Origin of the sequence: Marinobacter litoralis (assembly GCF_016427555.1) — a bacterium.
Lineage (GTDB): Bacteria > Pseudomonadota > Gammaproteobacteria > Pseudomonadales > Oleiphilaceae > Marinobacter > Marinobacter litoralis_A.
This window is the reverse complement of record NZ_JAELVS010000001.1, coordinates 444,373-459,590: the sequence shown is the minus strand read 5'-3', so window position 1 is coordinate 459,590 and position 15,218 is coordinate 444,373. Positions and strand designations below refer to the sequence as shown.

The window sequence follows — 15,218 nt, the reverse complement described above, 5'->3', positions numbered from 1 at the left end:
AACGGCGGTAACGGGGGTTTTCATGAGTGCGGTTGCAGATACCCACAACCAGGAACATCACCACGGCCCGGCCAAAGGCATCAGCCGTTGGTTGTTGACCACCAACCATAAAGACATCGGGTCTATGTACCTGATTTTCAGCTTCGCTATGTTCCTGCTGGGCGGCAGCATGGCGATGGTGATACGGGCGGAATTATTCCAGCCGGGCTTGCAGATTGTTCAGCCCGAATTTTTTAACCAGATGACCACCATGCACGGGCTGATCATGGTGTTCGGCGCAGTCATGCCCGCCTTCGTGGGGTTGGCCAACTGGATGTTGCCGCTGATGATTGGTGCGCCCGATATGGCGTTGCCACGGATGAACAACTGGAGTTTCTGGCTGCTGCCCTGTGCCTTCCTGATCCTGGTGTCCACCTTGTTTATGGAGGGCGGCGCACCCAACTTCGGCTGGACCTTCTATGCGCCTTTGTCCACGACTTACGGGCCACCCAGCACCACCTTCTTCATTTTCGCCATCCACATCATGGGTGTGTCATCCATCATGGGTGCCATCAACGTGATCGCCACTATTCTGAACCTGCGCGCACCGAGCATGACCCTGATGAAAATGCCGCTGTTCGTCTGGACCTGGCTGATCACGGCGTTTCTGTTGATAGCCGTGATGCCGGTACTGGCGGGTGCGGTTACGATGATGTTGATGGACATTAACTTCGGCACCAGTTTCTTTGATGCCTCAGGCGGCGGTGACCCGGTGTTGTTCCAGCATGTGTTCTGGTTCTTCGGGCATCCTGAGGTGTACATCATGATTCTGCCGGCGTTCGGGGCCGTGTCCCATATTGTCCCGGCCTTCTCGCGCAAACCATTATTTGGCTACGCCTCCATGGTATATGCCGTGGGTGCCATTGCCGTGCTCTCGTTTCTGGTTTGGGCGCACCATATGTTTACCGTTGGCATCCCGCTGGCGGGGCAGTTGTTCTTTATGTACGCAACCTTATTGATTGCGGTGCCCACCGGGGTGAAGGTGTTCAACTGGGTAACCACCATGTTCCGGGGTTCGCTGAGCTTTGAAGCCCCCATGCTGTTTGCGGTGGCCTTTATCATCCTGTTTACCATTGGCGGTTTCTCCGGGCTGATGCTGGCCATTGCTCCGGCTGACTTCCAGTATCACGACACCTACTTCGTGGTGGCTCACTTCCACTATGTGCTGGTGCCGGGGGCTATCTTCGGCATCTTCGCCTCGGCCTATTTCTGGTTGCCGAAATGGACCGGCAACATGTACGACGAAACCCTCGCCAAAACCCACTTCTGGCTGTCATTTGTGGGCATGAACCTGGCGTTCTTCCCCATGCACTTCCTGGGATTGGCGGGCATGCCGCGGCGGATTCCGGATTATGCGCTGCAGTTCGCGGACTTCAATATGGTCTCCAGCGTCGGGGCCTTTATGTTCGGCGTGACGCAGCTGTTGTTCCTGTTCATCGTGGTGAAGTGTGCCCGCGGCGGTGAGAAAGCCGCCGCCAAACCGTGGGACGGTGCAGAAGGGCTGGAGTGGACGGTACCCTCCCCGGCCCCGTACCACACCTTCTCAACACCCCCTGAAGTGAAGTAATCGGGAGTTTTGTCATGGCTGATCAGCAGCAAGGCAAACGCAGTAACAGCCGGGTCATTGCCTGGTGCATGGCCGGCGTGGTGGGCATGTTCGCGTTTGGATTTGCCCTGGTTCCCTTGTACGACGTGTTTTGTGACATCACCGGAATAAACGGAAAAACCAGCGGCCGCTATGAGGCGGGCAGCAGCGAACAGGTGGATGAGAATCGGACGGTCACGGTTCAGTTTCTGGCCAGTAATGGCCCCGGTATGAGCTGGGAATTCCGGCCGGTGGTGCGCAGTGTGAAGGTACACCCCGGTGAGCCGATGACGGTGAAGTTCTTTGCGGCAAATCCAACCGCAGATGACATGGTGGGGCAGGCAGTGCCCAGCCTGTCACCCTCGGAAGGCACGCTGTATTTTCATAAAACGGAATGCTTTTGTTTCAATCAACAACCACTGGAGGCTGGCGAAAGCGTGGAAATGCCGCTGGTTTTCATCGTGGACCCGGAGCTGCCTGAACACATTACCAAGCTGACGTTGTCTTACACCCTGTACGATCAGGGCAAGCCTGTGGAAGTTTCTGGCCCGGCAGCGGCAGACACAATAACCAACAATAACGGCTAAGCCATCGGAGAGAACTATGGCGGATCACCAGACCTACTACGTTCCCGAACAGAGTAAGTGGCCCATTGTCGCCACCGTTGGCCTTGGGGTCACCCTTTACGGCGCTGCATCCATCATGGTCAATGGCAATCAGGGTGAAAGCACCACCGGCTCCTGGGTGATGTTCTGGATTGGCGCACTGATTATGGCTTACATGCTGTTTGGTTGGTTCGGCAGTGTGATTCGGGAAAGCCGGGCCGGCCTGTACAGCGACCAGATGGACCGTTCATTCCGTTGGGGCATGAGTTGGTTCATTTTTTCCGAGGTGATGTTCTTTGCTGCCTTTTTCGGGGCATTGTTCTACGTTCGGGTGTTTGTGGTGCCCTGGTTGGGCGGTGAGGGCGACAAAGGCAGTTCCAACATGCTGTGGGAGGGCTTCCAGGCCAGTTGGCCGTTGGTAAATAACCCCGATCCACAAGCGTATCAAGGGCCCTCAGAGGTAGTAGGGCCTTGGGGATTGCCGTTACTCAACACCATTCTGCTGGTGACATCCTCGTTCACCGTGACCATTGCCCACCACGCCTTGAAGGCCGGCGATCGCGCTAAGGTAAAACTCTGGATGGCGCTGACCATTGCGCTTGCCGTTGTGTTCCTGTTTGTTCAGGGTTACGAATACGTCCATGCCTACAACGATCTGGATCTGACGCTGCAGTCTGGTATCTACGGCAGTACGTTCTTTATGCTGACCGGTTTCCACGGGGCCCACGTTCTGTTGGGTACGATCATGCTCACGATCATGTTGATTCGGATCACCAAGGGGCATTTCAGCGCCGATAACCATTTTGGCTTTGAAGCGGCGGCTTGGTATTGGCACTTTGTGGATGTGGTGTGGCTAGGATTGTTCGTATTTGTTTACGTACTTTGAGCGCCGGTATTCATGACGGTGTCGGGTTAAGAGTGATCGATCCGGACCAGAGCGCGATCAACAGCAGCACGAGCAGCAGCACACTCAAGGCAACCCGGACCGCCAGGGAGTTGACCACCCGCCGGGTTTTGCCACCGTCGTGGATCAAGAAAAACAGACCGCTGAACAAACTCACGATAACGGCGAACAGCAGTACGACAATGGCAACTTTAAGCATGGGGTATCCCGTTGTTATTGATTGTTCAGGCAGTGGTAGGCGTGTTTCCGCTTCTTGCCTTTTCTTCACTATAGCAAAGCATGGGTAGGCCGTTTTGAAGGATCGCCGATGGCATTTTGATTGGCGTCTGCTGATGTTTAGCGGCCTGTTCCTGCCTCTTCTTATAAGTCTCGGCATCTGGCAACTGAACCGTGCGGGTGAAAAGCAAACCCTGCTGCAAGCCTGGCAACAACAAGCTAACGACACGCCTTGGGCGACCCTGGTTGCCGGTGATCTTCAGCCGGGGTTACCGGTATACCTTACGGGCTTTTACGGTAAGCAAAGCTGGTTATTGGATAACCGTACCCGAGACGGCATTCCAGGTTATGAGGTGCTGACCCTGTTCCGGCCCCTTGAAGGCCCCCCGGTGGTGGTCAATCGGGGATGGGTACAGGGCACCCGAACCCGCGATACTTTACCGACGATTGAAACCCCGGACGACCTCCTGACGATAGAGGGCCGTTTGGCGGAGTACCCGGAGCCGCCGGTTCTGGCGGAGGTAGCATCATCCGGGGACGGTTGGCCGAAACGCGTGCAGGCGTTGCCGAAAACCGAAGTTGCCGAATTCGTGCGTGAACCGGCCCCGGTGACCGTGATGCTTTCGGACCCGAAACAGCCCGGCGCCTACCGTGCCGACCGGGTTCCGGATGTGATGGGGCCACAAACGCATTATGGATATGCGGTGCAATGGTTTGCGCTTGCGGCAGTGCTGACTATATTGACTGTAGTAGCGAGTTATAGGCGTAGCGAGACATAAAACAACAAAGAAAGACACAAAGGCAGGAGCCGACAATGACAACGGCTGACTCCATGAGTGGTCGCGAATCCGCGAGCCCGGAACAGATCCGGCGTGGCCGGCGCACGGCAATCCTTCTGTTTGCCGTGGGCTTTGGGCCTATGGTGCTGGCGACCATTATGTTCTACACCGGTTGGCTGAACCCGGAAGGCCACACCAATAATGGCGAACTGTTGCAGCCGGTTGTGCCGGTTCAGGCTTTGAATCTCGAAACCCGTACTGGCCTGCCGCTTGCCGAACGATTTGGTGCGGATAAGGCCGACCCCCAATGGTTGATGCTGGTTACAGCGGGCACCTGCACCGAAGCGTGCGAGCAACTGCTGTACCTGGCGCGACAAGTCAATATCGCCCTCGGCAAAGAAGCTCCCAGAGTCAGCCGTGCCGCCTGGTTGGCTGCAACCCCCGCTGAGCTGGAAGCGCGTTGGCCCCGGGACTATCAGCGCATGGAGCGGCTAAGGCTAATGCCGGGCGCCACACCGGCCTGGCCGGATGGTGTTAATCCTGACTCAGAGCCTCGTATCCTGCTGGTTGATCCCTTTGGCAACGTGATGATGCATTACGGCACCGAACACACCGGCAAACAGATGCTGAAAGACATCAAGCAACTGCTGAAGCTGTCGCAGATTGGCTGACCGGGAGGGCGATGCGGTGAACCAGACTTCAACAGACGCCTTGGCCCGAAAGCTGGCGGTTTGGTCAACACTGGCCTGCGCACTGGCGGTGGTGGTGATCATGCTGGGGGCCTGGACGCGCTTGGTCCATGCCGGCCTTGGCTGTCCGGATTGGCCCGGCTGCTATGGTTTCTTAACGGTGCCTCAAAGCGAAACCAACATCGCCATCGCCAATGCCCGCTTCCCTGAAACTCCGGTGGATGTTGCTAAAGGCTGGCCGGAAATGATTCACCGATACGCTGCCGGTACCTTGGGGTTGGTGGTGTTTGGGTTGGCCATTGCCTCGATTCGCCATCGTCGTGCCCACCTGCCCCTGCGCCTGCCTTTGTTCATCGCAGGCTTCATCGTATTGCAGGGTGCTTTCGGCATGTGGACGGTTACCCTGAAACTTTGGCCGCAAGTCGTGGCGCTGCATCTGTTGGGTGGATTTACCACACTCAGCCTATTGTTCCTTTTGACGTTAAGATTGCGCAACAGAGCGGGTATGCCGCATCGGTCGGCGGGGCGGGTGGCCACGCGTCTGTCCAAACTTCGCCCCTGGCTCCACGGTGGCTTGTTTCTGGTGGTGGTACAGATTGCGCTCGGAGCCTGGACGGCTGCGAACTATGCGGCGGTGGCCTGCACCGATCTGCCTACGTGCCAAGGCCAGTGGTGGCCGGAGAGCATGGACTTCCGGCATGGTTTTGATATTGCGCAGCAGGTGGGGCCGAATTATCTGGGCGGGCAACTGACCGATGATGGCCGTGTTGCCATTCATGTGACCCATCGCCTTGGCGCCGTGGTTGTAATGTTCTACTTAGGCTTGATGCTGCTCCGGCTCTGGAGGCAACGAGGTAGCAGTGGTCTGGATAGCAGCATATTGCTGGTGGCCTGCGCGCTGGCGCTTCAGTTCAGTCTGGGGTTAGCCAATGTCTGGTTTCATATTCCGCTCGGCATTGCCGTGGCGCATAACGCCATGGGGGCCGGGCTGCTGCTGTCGATGATCAATCTGATCTGGCGGCATACCCAGTTACCGCATTCAAAATCAGCGACGGCATCCCACACAACAACCATAACGCGGGAGGTAACGGCATGAGCGAGCAAGTAAAAGCACTGCCGGTGCAAGAATCGACGAGATCCGTAACACATATCTCGTGGCGCGATTATCTGGAACTCACCAAGCCGCGGGTAGTGGCGTTGATGATTCTGACCTCTTTGATCGGCATGTTGCTGGCAGCACCAGGGGTGCCGGGTTGGGGCGTACTGCTGTTTGGTAATCTCGGCATCGCCTTTTTGGCGGGCGCCGCGGCCGTGGTGAACCATGTCGTAGATCAGAAAATCGACACTGTCATGGCCCGCACCCGCAAACGCCCGGTGGCGACAGGCCGGATCGCTCCCTTCGACGCGATTTTGTTTGCGGTGGTGCTGGCGGCCGTCGGCATGGTCGTGCTCATGTGGCAGGTGAACGAGCTTACCGCCTGGCTGACGCTGGCCTCCCTGGTAGGCTACGCAGGCATCTACACCTTATTCCTGAAACGGGCCACGCCGCAGAACATAACCATCGGCGGCCTTGCCGGGGCCATGCCGCCCTTGCTGGGCTGGACCGCGGTAACCGGGCAGGTAGAGGGCCATGCGTTGTTGCTAGTGTTGATCATTTTCGCCTGGACCCCTCCGCATTTCTGGGCCTTAGCCATTCATCGTAAAGAAGAGTATGCCAAAGCCGGTATCCCGATGCTGCCGGTTACCCACGGCAACAAATACACCGAACTGCACATCGTGCTGTATACCGTTATGCTGTTGGTGGTCAGCCTGTTGCCTTTTGCCACTGGCATGTCCGGTGGAATCTATCTGGTGGGGGCGCTGGCCTTAGGTTTGCGGTTCCTGCAATATGCTATTCGCTTGCTGAAAGGCGATGACCGCCGGGTTGCCATGGATACCTTTAAATACTCCATCGTGTATCTGATGGCGTTGTTCGTGGTGCTGCTGGTGGACCACTTCGTCTTTTACTGAACAGCGGGCATGACACTCATTTGACCGGGAGGCCCTATGGGGCGTTCGCTACGCATTACGCTGCTTGCGTTGTTTTTGATCGTTGCACTGATTTTTGGCCTGACCTTGGGGCGGCAGGTGTTTCTGGCAAACAGTGAACCCGCGCCAGCGCCAGATCTGAGCGAATACAACACCTATGTGTATGACCAGCCGCGCGAGTTGGCGGAATTCACCCTGACCAATGAGCAGGGCGAAACCGTAACGCGGGACGACTTGAAAGGCCGGTGGAGCTTCGTGTTTGTCGGTTACACCAACTGCCCGGACATCTGCCCGGCGGCGATGGCGAACCTGCGCCAAACCGACAAACTGCTGTCGGCGGAACTGCCGCAGCCGGATTACCTGCTGGTGACCGCAGACCCGGAACACGACACACCGGACAAACTGAAAGCCTACACCGGGTTCTTCGGTGAGCATTTTCACGGCCTGACCGGTGAGCTGGACACACTCAGGGAGCTGGCCCAAAGCCTGAGTGCGGTCTTTGTGCACCGCGAGGTGGACGGCCAACTGCTGGTGGATCACAGCGGACATTTCGCGCTGCTGAATCCTGATGGCAAACTCCAGGCCTTGATTCAGCCCCCGCATAACCCGAAAGAGTTAGCCGAAGCGTTCGCACGGATTTATAGCTGGGCCAAGGAAAATCACCCCAGAGCCGCAGGCAACTGATTCCGTGTGCCCAAGGTCTGACTGACAAACTCCACCGTCTGCCATACACTGCCCGGCTGTATCATGTTCATGCATAACCGGGCAGTAAATATGACCTCACCATCGAGCGCTTCTTCCAGACAGTTGTTCACCGTTTTGTTGGCCGGTGGGCTCGTGTTGCTGGTGGTGCACACCCTGGGTCGGTTTATCTACACGCCGCTGATGCCTTATCTGGTGGCGGACGACCAGATAAATGCTTCCCAAGGGGCTGCGATCGCGACATGGAACTACCTCGGATACCTGATGGGTGCCATGCTGGCGATCCGCTGGCACCGGATTGACCAGATCCGCTTCCTGCTGCCCTTGTTCATGTTCGTACATGTTGCCACCACCCTGATCATGACCCAAACCGACAACCTTACGGTGATGTCGGTGGTTCGGTGGCTCAATGGCGTGGCCAATGGCGTGATCTTCGTGCAGGCCCCGGCCCTGATCCTGGAATGGCTGGTTCTGCGAAACCGCGCTTCATTGAGCGGGCTGGTGTACATTGGTGTAGGAACAGGACTTTTGGTATCCAGCGGTTTGGTGACCGGTCCCGCCGACTTTCTTGAGGGTGCCCAGCGCTGGTGGCCTGCCCTGCTGGTATCTATCCCGCTGGGCTGGTGGGGCGTGATGCAGCTGCGAAAGCTCGATGTGCCTGTTCGTGAACAAGACGACTCCGGTAAAACGATTACCACCACACCTCTACTGGATCGCGCCAGTGTGCCGCTGTTCCTGAGTTACGCTGGCGCGGGCTTGGGATACATCCTGCCCATGACTTTTTTGCCGTTGCTGGCGAACCTTGAATTGCCGGCTGACCATTTCCTGCAAGACGGCACCTGGATGCTGGTGGCGATCGTAACCATTCCCTCGCCGTGGCTATGGAACAAGCTCGGTGCCGTTATGGGTGATCTCCGAGCGTTGAGATTGAATTTCATCATTCAGTTGGCGGGTGTTCTGGCGGCCGTTGTCTGGCCGGGCGCTGTTGGTCTGTCGTTGTGCGCGGTGCTGGTGGGCAGCACGTTTGTGGGCACGGTTCTGCTCACCCAAAGAACCGGCCGTTCTTTGCACCCGCACCAAGGCCCAAGGCTGTCGGCGGCGATGGTAGCACTGTATGGCTTTACTCAAATGGTAGGCCCTTGGCTAACCAAGCAGTGGCTGGATGCTGGCGGCACTCTGTTGTCGGCATTCGGTATCGGTGTGGCGGCGCTGGCCTTTGGTTTGGTGTTTGCGTTCTTTGTGCCTCGCCCGGAGGTTTGGCATTCTCGGTCTTGAGTCTGGCCCGAGACTTTTGGTTGTGGGGGATTGATCGGGGTGGTTTCTCGGGTCACAGATAAAGATTTTTTGATTAGTTGGGCGGCACCGATAAAGAGAGGCGGTAGTCTGATTATGGATTCCGACTTCGCCCACTAAACCATAGCCCGACCATGGTAACCTTCGGACATATTGTATTATTACGCAGGGTGTGGGAGGGGTTTTGAATTTTGGGTCGAACAAAGGTGTCTGAGCGAAGCGAGTTCTTTTTCGGCCCAAAATTCAAAACCCCTCCCGCGCCACCCCCAAACCAAGAAGGCTAAACCCAACAACCCCCCATGCTCCCAATAGAAGCCATACTCCCAGAGCTAACCCAATCCCTGAACCAAAGCACCACAGCCTTGCTACAAGCCCCCCCGGGAGCCGGTAAAACCACCCGAGTGCCCTTGGCGTTGCTGGAAGCCGAATGGCGGGATGACCGGAAAATCCTGATGCTGGAACCCCGACGGCTGGCGGCCAGATCGGCGGCGCGGTTTATGGCGAAACAGTTGGGAGAGGCCCCGGGGCAAACGGTCGGCTACCGGACCCGGCTGGATACCAAGGTTTCTGGGAACACCAAGATTGAAGTGGTCACCGAAGGCATTCTGACGCGCCTGATTCAGAACGACCCCATGCTGGAAGACTACGCCGCTGTGCTGTTCGATGAATTCCACGAGCGTTCCCTACAAGCCGATCTGGGTTTGGCATTGGTGCGGGAAATCCAGCAGGCGTTGCGGGAGGATCTTCGGATACTGGTGATGTCGGCAACGCTGGATACCGCGCCGATTGCCAAAGTGCTGGGTGATGTGCCGGTGATCAGCAGTGAAGGCCGGGTGTTTCCGGTGGAGGTGATGTATCGGCCACTGGCCCGCAATGGCCGGATGCTGGATCAGGTGGTGGCGGTGGTGCACGAAGCCTTGGCCGACCAACCCGGTTCGGTGCTGGTGTTTTTGCCGGGAGCCGGGGAAATTCGGCGGGCTGCACAGCAGCTACAGGGGCAATTACCTGATAATGTCATACTCGCCCCGCTCTATGGCAATTTGAAATCCGAGGAACAGGACCGCGCCATATCGCCGGCTCCCGAGGGTTCGCGAAAGGTTGTGCTGGCCACCGCCATTGCCGAAACCAGCCTGACCATAGAAGGCGTGCGGGTGGTGATTGATGCCGGCCAGCAACGCCGGGCGGTTTTTAATCCGAACAGCGGCATGACACGCTTAGTCACGGGCCGAGTATCCAAAGCTTCTGCGGAACAGAGAAAAGGCCGGGCCGGTCGTGTTGAGCCCGGTGTGTGCTACCGGCTGTGGAGCGAATCCGAACAGTTCGGTCTGGCGGATTTTACCCCGCCGGAGATTCAAGAAGCTGACTTGGCCCCGCTGGTGCTGGAACTGGCCCAGTGGGGCGCCCGATCGCCCGAGCAGGTGGTGTGGATCGACGCACCACCGCATGCGCACTGGCAGCAGGCGGTTGCGTTGTTGCAGTGGCTGGATTTGCTGGATGCCGAAGGTGCTATTACCGATCACGGCAAGGCTGCGCGGGGGCTGGGCATGCATCCGCGCTTGGCGCACATGGTGATCAAAGGGCGCACTTTGGGGCTGGGGCAACTGGCGGCGGAGTTGGCCGCTTTGCTGGAAGAGCGGGATTTGCTTGGGCCGGGCTCCGGTGCTGATTTGCATGAACGCATTCGGGTGTTACGTGGTGAGCGCGGCCATCGCGGCATAGATGTGGCCCGTTTAAAAGCGGTGAAACAGGCGGCCAAGCGCCTGTGCCGAGACGAAGCTTCGGCAGAGCTGCCCACCGAAACCGAAGTGGGCCGGGTGTTGGCCCAAGCCTACCCCGACCGCATTGCCCGCCGTCGGCCCGGAAGCACACCCCGCTACCAACTCAGTAACGGCAAGGGCGCGGTGTTGAGGGAAGACGATGCTCTGGCGCGGCAGGAGTGGCTAGTTGCGGCGGACTTGGACGGCAAAGCCCGGGAAGCGACCATGTATTTGGCGGCACCGGTAGATTTGTCGGATCTGGAGCAGGATCTCGCGGCCCATATCGAAGACCGCGAAGAAGCCCTCTGGGACGACAAACGGGGCACTGTTGTGGCGCGCAAGGTTCGCAAGCTGGGTTCGTTGGTGCTCGCTGAGCAAGCGCTGGCACAGGTGGCGCCGGAGTTACTGCAGCAAGGCTTGCTGGATGCCGTTCGGCGCAAGGGGCTGGATAGCTTGCCCTGGACACCGGCTGCCCAACAGTGGTGTGCACGGGTTCGGATGCTGCGCCATCAGTTCCCCGATGATTGGCCGGAGGTCTGCGACAGTGCTTTGCTGGAATCACTGGAAGATTGGTTGGCGCCCTATTTGTCGGGCATGAAGCGATGGGCCGACCTGGCCGGCCTCAATCTGGTTCAGGCACTGAATACCCTGCTCGATTATCCACAACAGCAGCGCTTGGAAGAACTTGCTCCCCGTGCTCTGACGATACCCACTGGCCAGAATGTCACCCTGGATTACAGCGCTGAAAACGGCCCCGTGCTGGCAGCCAAATTGCAGGCCTTGTTCGGTTGGACCGAAACCCCGAAAGTCGCAGGGGGCCGCGTTCCAGTGGTCATCCACTTATTGTCCCCGGCTCAGAGGCCGCTGGCGGTCACCGCCGATTTGGCCAGCTTCTGGAAGAACGCCTACCCGGAGGTTCGCAAGGACACCCGTGGCCGATATCCCAAGCACCCTTGGCCGGAAGACCCGCTGACTGCGCAAGCGCAACAGGGCACGAAAAAGCGCCCGACCAAGTAACCTTTGTGCCTTTGATCACTGGCCCGTAATGCGACGATGCGCACTAACGGAGTGCGCTGCTTAGGCCCAACGTGCGGGCGTGAAAAAAGCCCGAATTTCGCATGAAAAAAACGCTTGTCAGTTGCTCAAAGCTGATTAAAATGCCGGCAATTTCATCCGTTCGGCGGCCACACATGCAACTCGTGTCTTTTAACGTCTTTCGTACCCTCGGGTTCCCCGATACCACGGTCCTCAAGCCTGAGCATTTCCAGCGTCACAAGGATTTGTTGAAGGAAGCGGATTGGGTGCTCTTCCCTGAATACTGGCAACTGAACGCACTGGTACACGGATTGAAATGCCGAGTATTTCCCAGTGTCGCCAGTTACCGAATTGGCCACGACAAGATCGAAATGACCCGGGCCTTTCAAACCGTCGCCCCCGAGCACACGCCTTGGACACGCATCGAGGCCAATGGCCCGCAGGAGCGGGAGGCACTTTGGAACGCCATGCCTCTACCCTTTGTTGCCAAGCTGCCGAAGTCCAGCATGGGTGACGGTGTATGGCTGATTGAGTCCCGGGAGGACTGGCAGCGTTATTGTGATTGTACCGACGTGTTGTACGTGCAGGAGTACCTGCCGATTGACCGGGATGCGCGAGTGGTGGTTGTGGGTGACCGGGTTGTGGCCGCCTATTGGCGCACGCAGGCAGCACAGGGCTTCTTCAACAACGTAGCGAAAGGCGGGCAGATCGATACCCGGGAAGTGCCTTCGGTGGTCACCGACCTCGCGCTGCGTCTGGCGCGAACGCTGGGCGTAAACCACGCCGGCTTTGATATTGCGGTCGTGGAAGGTTACCCCTATGTGCTTGAGTTCAATCGTCTATTCGGTAACAAGGGCTTGGCGAAAGGCAGCGATCTCAATGGGGCTATTCTGGACTACTTAAAGGCCCAGCACAGCGCCGAAAATCCGGAAGGACCGACAGAGCCGCCGCCATTGTGGCCGGTGGCCGTGTAGGCGTGAATCGGTAGTCTAAAAATCCGTTTTGCGCATGGTTTTTTTGCACTTGGTTTGTGGGTATATATGCGCATTTGCGGTGGTCAAAGAAAAACCTGATGATCGCGAAATTCTATGGGTGCTGCAGCCATGCTGCGGTGCCTTTTTTTAGGTCTGCTTTCCCTATGGAGGGATGCACCACTGATGATCGACGCAGCCAACGCAACTATTGCGGATTACTACGATACCGACACCTTTCAGCGTATCAAAGCATTTTCAGATACCAAGGAAACGCCCTTTGTGGTGATTGATACCGCCACTATTGATCGCCAGTACGACGAGTTGGTGGAAGGATTTCCGTATGCCAAGGTGTACTACGCGGTAAAGGCTAACCCGGCCCCCCAGATTTTGACCATGCTGAGGGACAAAGGCGCCAACTTTGATATCGCATCGGTGTATGAGCTGGAAAAAGTGATGGCGTTGGGGGTTACCGGCGATCGCATCAGTTACGGCAACACGATCAAAAAGGCCAAAGACGTGCGGGCCTTTTACGAAAAAGGTGTGCGCTTGTTTGCCACGGATTCCGAGGCGGACCTGCGCAACATTGCCAAAGCCGCGCCCGGCTCGAAGGTGTACGTGCGCATTCTGACGGAAGGTACGCTCACCGCAGACTGGCCTTTGTCCCGCAAGTTCGGTTGCCAGACCGACATGGCCATGGACCTGTTGATTCTGGCTCGGGAACTGGGCTTGGTGCCCTACGGTGTGTCGTTCCACGTGGGTTCCCAGCAGCGCGAAATTGGTGCCTGGGACGCGGCGCTGAACAAGGTGAAGGTCATCTTTGAGCGCCTGAAGGAAGAAGACGGCATTGAGCTGAAAATGATCAATATGGGCGGTGGTTTTCCGGCTAACTACATCAGCCGTACCAACGAGCTGAGTGTGTATGCCCGGGAAATTGCTCGGTTCCTGGAAGAAGACTTCGGGGCGGAACTGCCGGAGATCATTATTGAGCCGGGCCGGTCATTGATTTCCAATGCCGGTGTGTTGGTGAGTGAAGTGGTTTTGATTTCCCGGAAATCGCGCACGGCGCTGCACCGATGGGTGTTTACCGATGTGGGTAAGTTTTCGGGGTTAATCGAAACACTGGATGAAGCCATCAAGTTCCCGATCTGGACAGAAAAGGACGGCGTGGGTGAAGACTGTGTGATTGCCGGGCCAACGTGCGACAGTGCCGACATTATGTACGAGCATCATAAGTACCCGTTGCCGTTAAATCTGGCAATCGGCGACCGGATGTATTGGTTGTCCACAGGTGCCTACACCACCACTTACAGTGCAGTAGAATTCAACGGATTTCCTCCGTTGAAGGATTACTACATCTAAACAATGTGGCTGTCTGGCCGGGGTTCGCTGTTACGGCGACCTCGGCTCAGGCGGTACCATCAGGAATCAGTGACGGTTCAGCTGTAACCGGAAGGCGATGGGCAGCACCAGCACACCGTAGGCGATAATCACCCAAATTGCGTGACGAATATCCCCCGTCCAGTCCGCCAGAACCCCGCCCAGCATGGGCACAGAGAATGCCAGCGTGTAACCGACCAGAAACGTGCCCGCCGAGAGCCGCCCGGTTTCTTCAGACGACACCAGCAAAGGTGGCAAGGCCACCATAAGAATCAGCAAGATACCCGCAAAAAAGCTCATAAAGGTGGCGCTTAGGATCGATGCCCAGCCCGAAAGCAGAAGTGCGCCGAGGGTGCCGCTGATGCTCAGAACGCCCATGATGATAATCAAGCTGCGAATCCCTACCCAGCGGCGCGCCATTTTCAGCATGACCAGAGACGCGAACACCTGGGCAAAGTTGTACCAGAACAAGGCATCCGGGAGCAGGTCGAAGTTGCCTTGCTGTTCCAGCAGGTTGCCCATATAGGCGTTCAACCCGAAGAAGGACGAGCCGGATAACCCCAGCAACAAACCCAATCGTAGCGTCAGCGGGTTTTTCCAGTCCGGAAGCCAGGCGGTTTTGCGGACAGGGCGAGCCAGATCTCGCTTGGGAAGGAACAGCGCGGCGGCGACCAATAGCGCCGGTAACGACCAGGCCAGCAGAGTGGCGCGCCAGCTGTTTTCGAGTAAAGGCATCAGTACCGGCAGCGTGATACCGGCCCCGATAAACTCGCCCATCAGCATGCCATTCATATAAATCGCCGAGCCGATGGCCAGATGATGCGGCTCAAGCCAACGGGGCAACAATGCCGGTAAGGCGGGCTGCATCATGGCGACACCCAACCCCATGATGGCACTGGCGATCATCAGCGTCAGGGTATCCGGTACCAGGCCCCGGCCGGCGGACCCAATCACCATGATCAACATGGCTAACGCCAGAGTGTTGCGCGGGCCGATACGGGATATGGCAAGTGATCCGGGCATAGCGCCAATGGCGAGCATCAGGATCGGCAGGGTGGTCAGTGCACCGGTGAGCGCCTGGGTCAGGCCCAGTTCGTCACTGATGAACGGTGCCAGCGGCGGCGCCACCAGCACAGGAATTCGTAAGTAAACACCGGCTAACCAAAGCAACACCGCCACCGGCAGCAGCTTGGCTGGCGATGGCGATGTGTTTGCGGCGAGATTGTTTGCCACGG

General features: G+C 57.6%; 14 protein-coding genes. 12 read left to right on the top strand and 2 right to left on the bottom strand.

Going from position 1 to position 15,218, the window contains the following annotated elements; all coding sequences use genetic code 11:
* Positions 1-22: 22 nt before the first annotated feature.
* From ctaD to JAO79_RS02085, 3 genes are read left to right on the top strand one after another with little or no spacing between them, the layout of a single operon-like run.
* Positions 23-1,606: a cytochrome c oxidase subunit I gene (gene ctaD / locus JAO79_RS02095; RefSeq protein WP_199005505.1), complete on the top strand. Its 1,584-nt coding sequence runs from the start codon at positions 23-25 to the stop codon at positions 1,604-1,606.
* 14 nt (positions 1,607-1,620) lie between these two features.
* Positions 1,621-2,211, top strand: coding sequence for a cytochrome c oxidase assembly protein (locus JAO79_RS02090; RefSeq protein ID WP_199005504.1), 591 nt, complete (start codon positions 1,621-1,623; stop codon positions 2,209-2,211).
* Between the two features lie 16 nt (positions 2,212-2,227).
* A complete protein-coding gene (locus JAO79_RS02085; protein ID WP_199005503.1) occupies positions 2,228-3,115 on the top strand; it encodes a cytochrome c oxidase subunit 3 in 888 nt (295 codons plus the stop codon).
* Between the two features lie 10 nt (positions 3,116-3,125).
* Here the strand turns inward: JAO79_RS02085 and JAO79_RS02080 are convergent, their stop codons facing one another.
* Entirely contained in the window at positions 3,126-3,332 is a 207-nt protein-coding gene (locus JAO79_RS02080; protein WP_199005502.1) for a twin transmembrane helix small protein, read from the bottom strand.
* Positions 3,333-3,426: 94 nt separating this feature from the next.
* Here JAO79_RS02080 and JAO79_RS02075 point away from each other — a divergent pair, with 94 nt between their 5' ends.
* The 9 genes from JAO79_RS02075 to JAO79_RS02035 all read left to right on the top strand — a co-directional run bounded on the left by JAO79_RS02075 (position 3,427) and on the right by JAO79_RS02035 (position 13,965).
* Positions 3,427-4,128: an SURF1 family protein gene (locus tag JAO79_RS02075; RefSeq protein WP_227664295.1), complete on the top strand. Its 702-nt coding sequence runs from the start codon at positions 3,427-3,429 to the stop codon at positions 4,126-4,128.
* A 35-nt stretch (positions 4,129-4,163) separates the two neighbouring features.
* Positions 4,164-4,799, top strand: a complete 636-nt coding sequence (locus JAO79_RS02070) for a hypothetical protein (RefSeq protein ID WP_199005501.1) — start codon at positions 4,164-4,166, stop codon at positions 4,797-4,799.
* A gap of 16 nt (positions 4,800-4,815) precedes the next feature.
* Positions 4,816-5,913 carry a COX15/CtaA family protein gene (locus JAO79_RS02065; RefSeq protein ID WP_199005500.1) on the top strand — a complete coding sequence of 366 codons (1,098 nt, stop codon included), beginning with the start codon at positions 4,816-4,818 and terminating at the stop codon, positions 5,911-5,913.
* Entirely contained in the window at positions 5,910-6,827 is a 918-nt protein-coding gene (gene cyoE, locus JAO79_RS02060; RefSeq protein WP_227664294.1) for a heme o synthase, read from the top strand. The genes JAO79_RS02065 and cyoE overlap by 4 nt, the downstream gene beginning before the upstream one ends.
* Before the next feature lie 36 nt (positions 6,828-6,863).
* Entirely contained in the window at positions 6,864-7,529 is a 666-nt protein-coding gene (locus JAO79_RS02055) for an SCO family protein (protein WP_199005499.1), read from the top strand.
* A 90-nt stretch (positions 7,530-7,619) separates the two neighbouring features.
* Complete coding sequence (locus JAO79_RS02050; protein WP_199005498.1) at positions 7,620-8,822, top strand: YbfB/YjiJ family MFS transporter; 1,203 nt, start codon at positions 7,620-7,622, stop codon at positions 8,820-8,822.
* A 317-nt stretch (positions 8,823-9,139) separates the two neighbouring features.
* Complete coding sequence (gene hrpB, locus JAO79_RS02045) at positions 9,140-11,614, top strand: ATP-dependent helicase HrpB (protein WP_199005497.1); 2,475 nt, start codon at positions 9,140-9,142, stop codon at positions 11,612-11,614.
* Positions 11,615-11,787: 173 nt separating this feature from the next.
* On the top strand, positions 11,788-12,606 hold the full coding sequence (locus JAO79_RS02040) for an ATP-grasp domain-containing protein (RefSeq protein WP_199005496.1): 819 nt from the start codon (positions 11,788-11,790) through the stop codon (positions 12,604-12,606).
* A gap of 183 nt (positions 12,607-12,789) precedes the next feature.
* Complete coding sequence (locus JAO79_RS02035) at positions 12,790-13,965, top strand: type III PLP-dependent enzyme (protein ID WP_199005495.1); 1,176 nt, start codon at positions 12,790-12,792, stop codon at positions 13,963-13,965.
* Between the two features lie 66 nt (positions 13,966-14,031).
* Here the strand turns inward: JAO79_RS02035 and JAO79_RS02030 are convergent, their stop codons facing one another.
* Complete coding sequence (locus JAO79_RS02030; protein WP_199005494.1) at positions 14,032-15,216, bottom strand: CynX/NimT family MFS transporter; 1,185 nt, start codon at positions 15,214-15,216, stop codon at positions 14,032-14,034.
* Positions 15,217-15,218 lie beyond the last annotated feature (2 nt).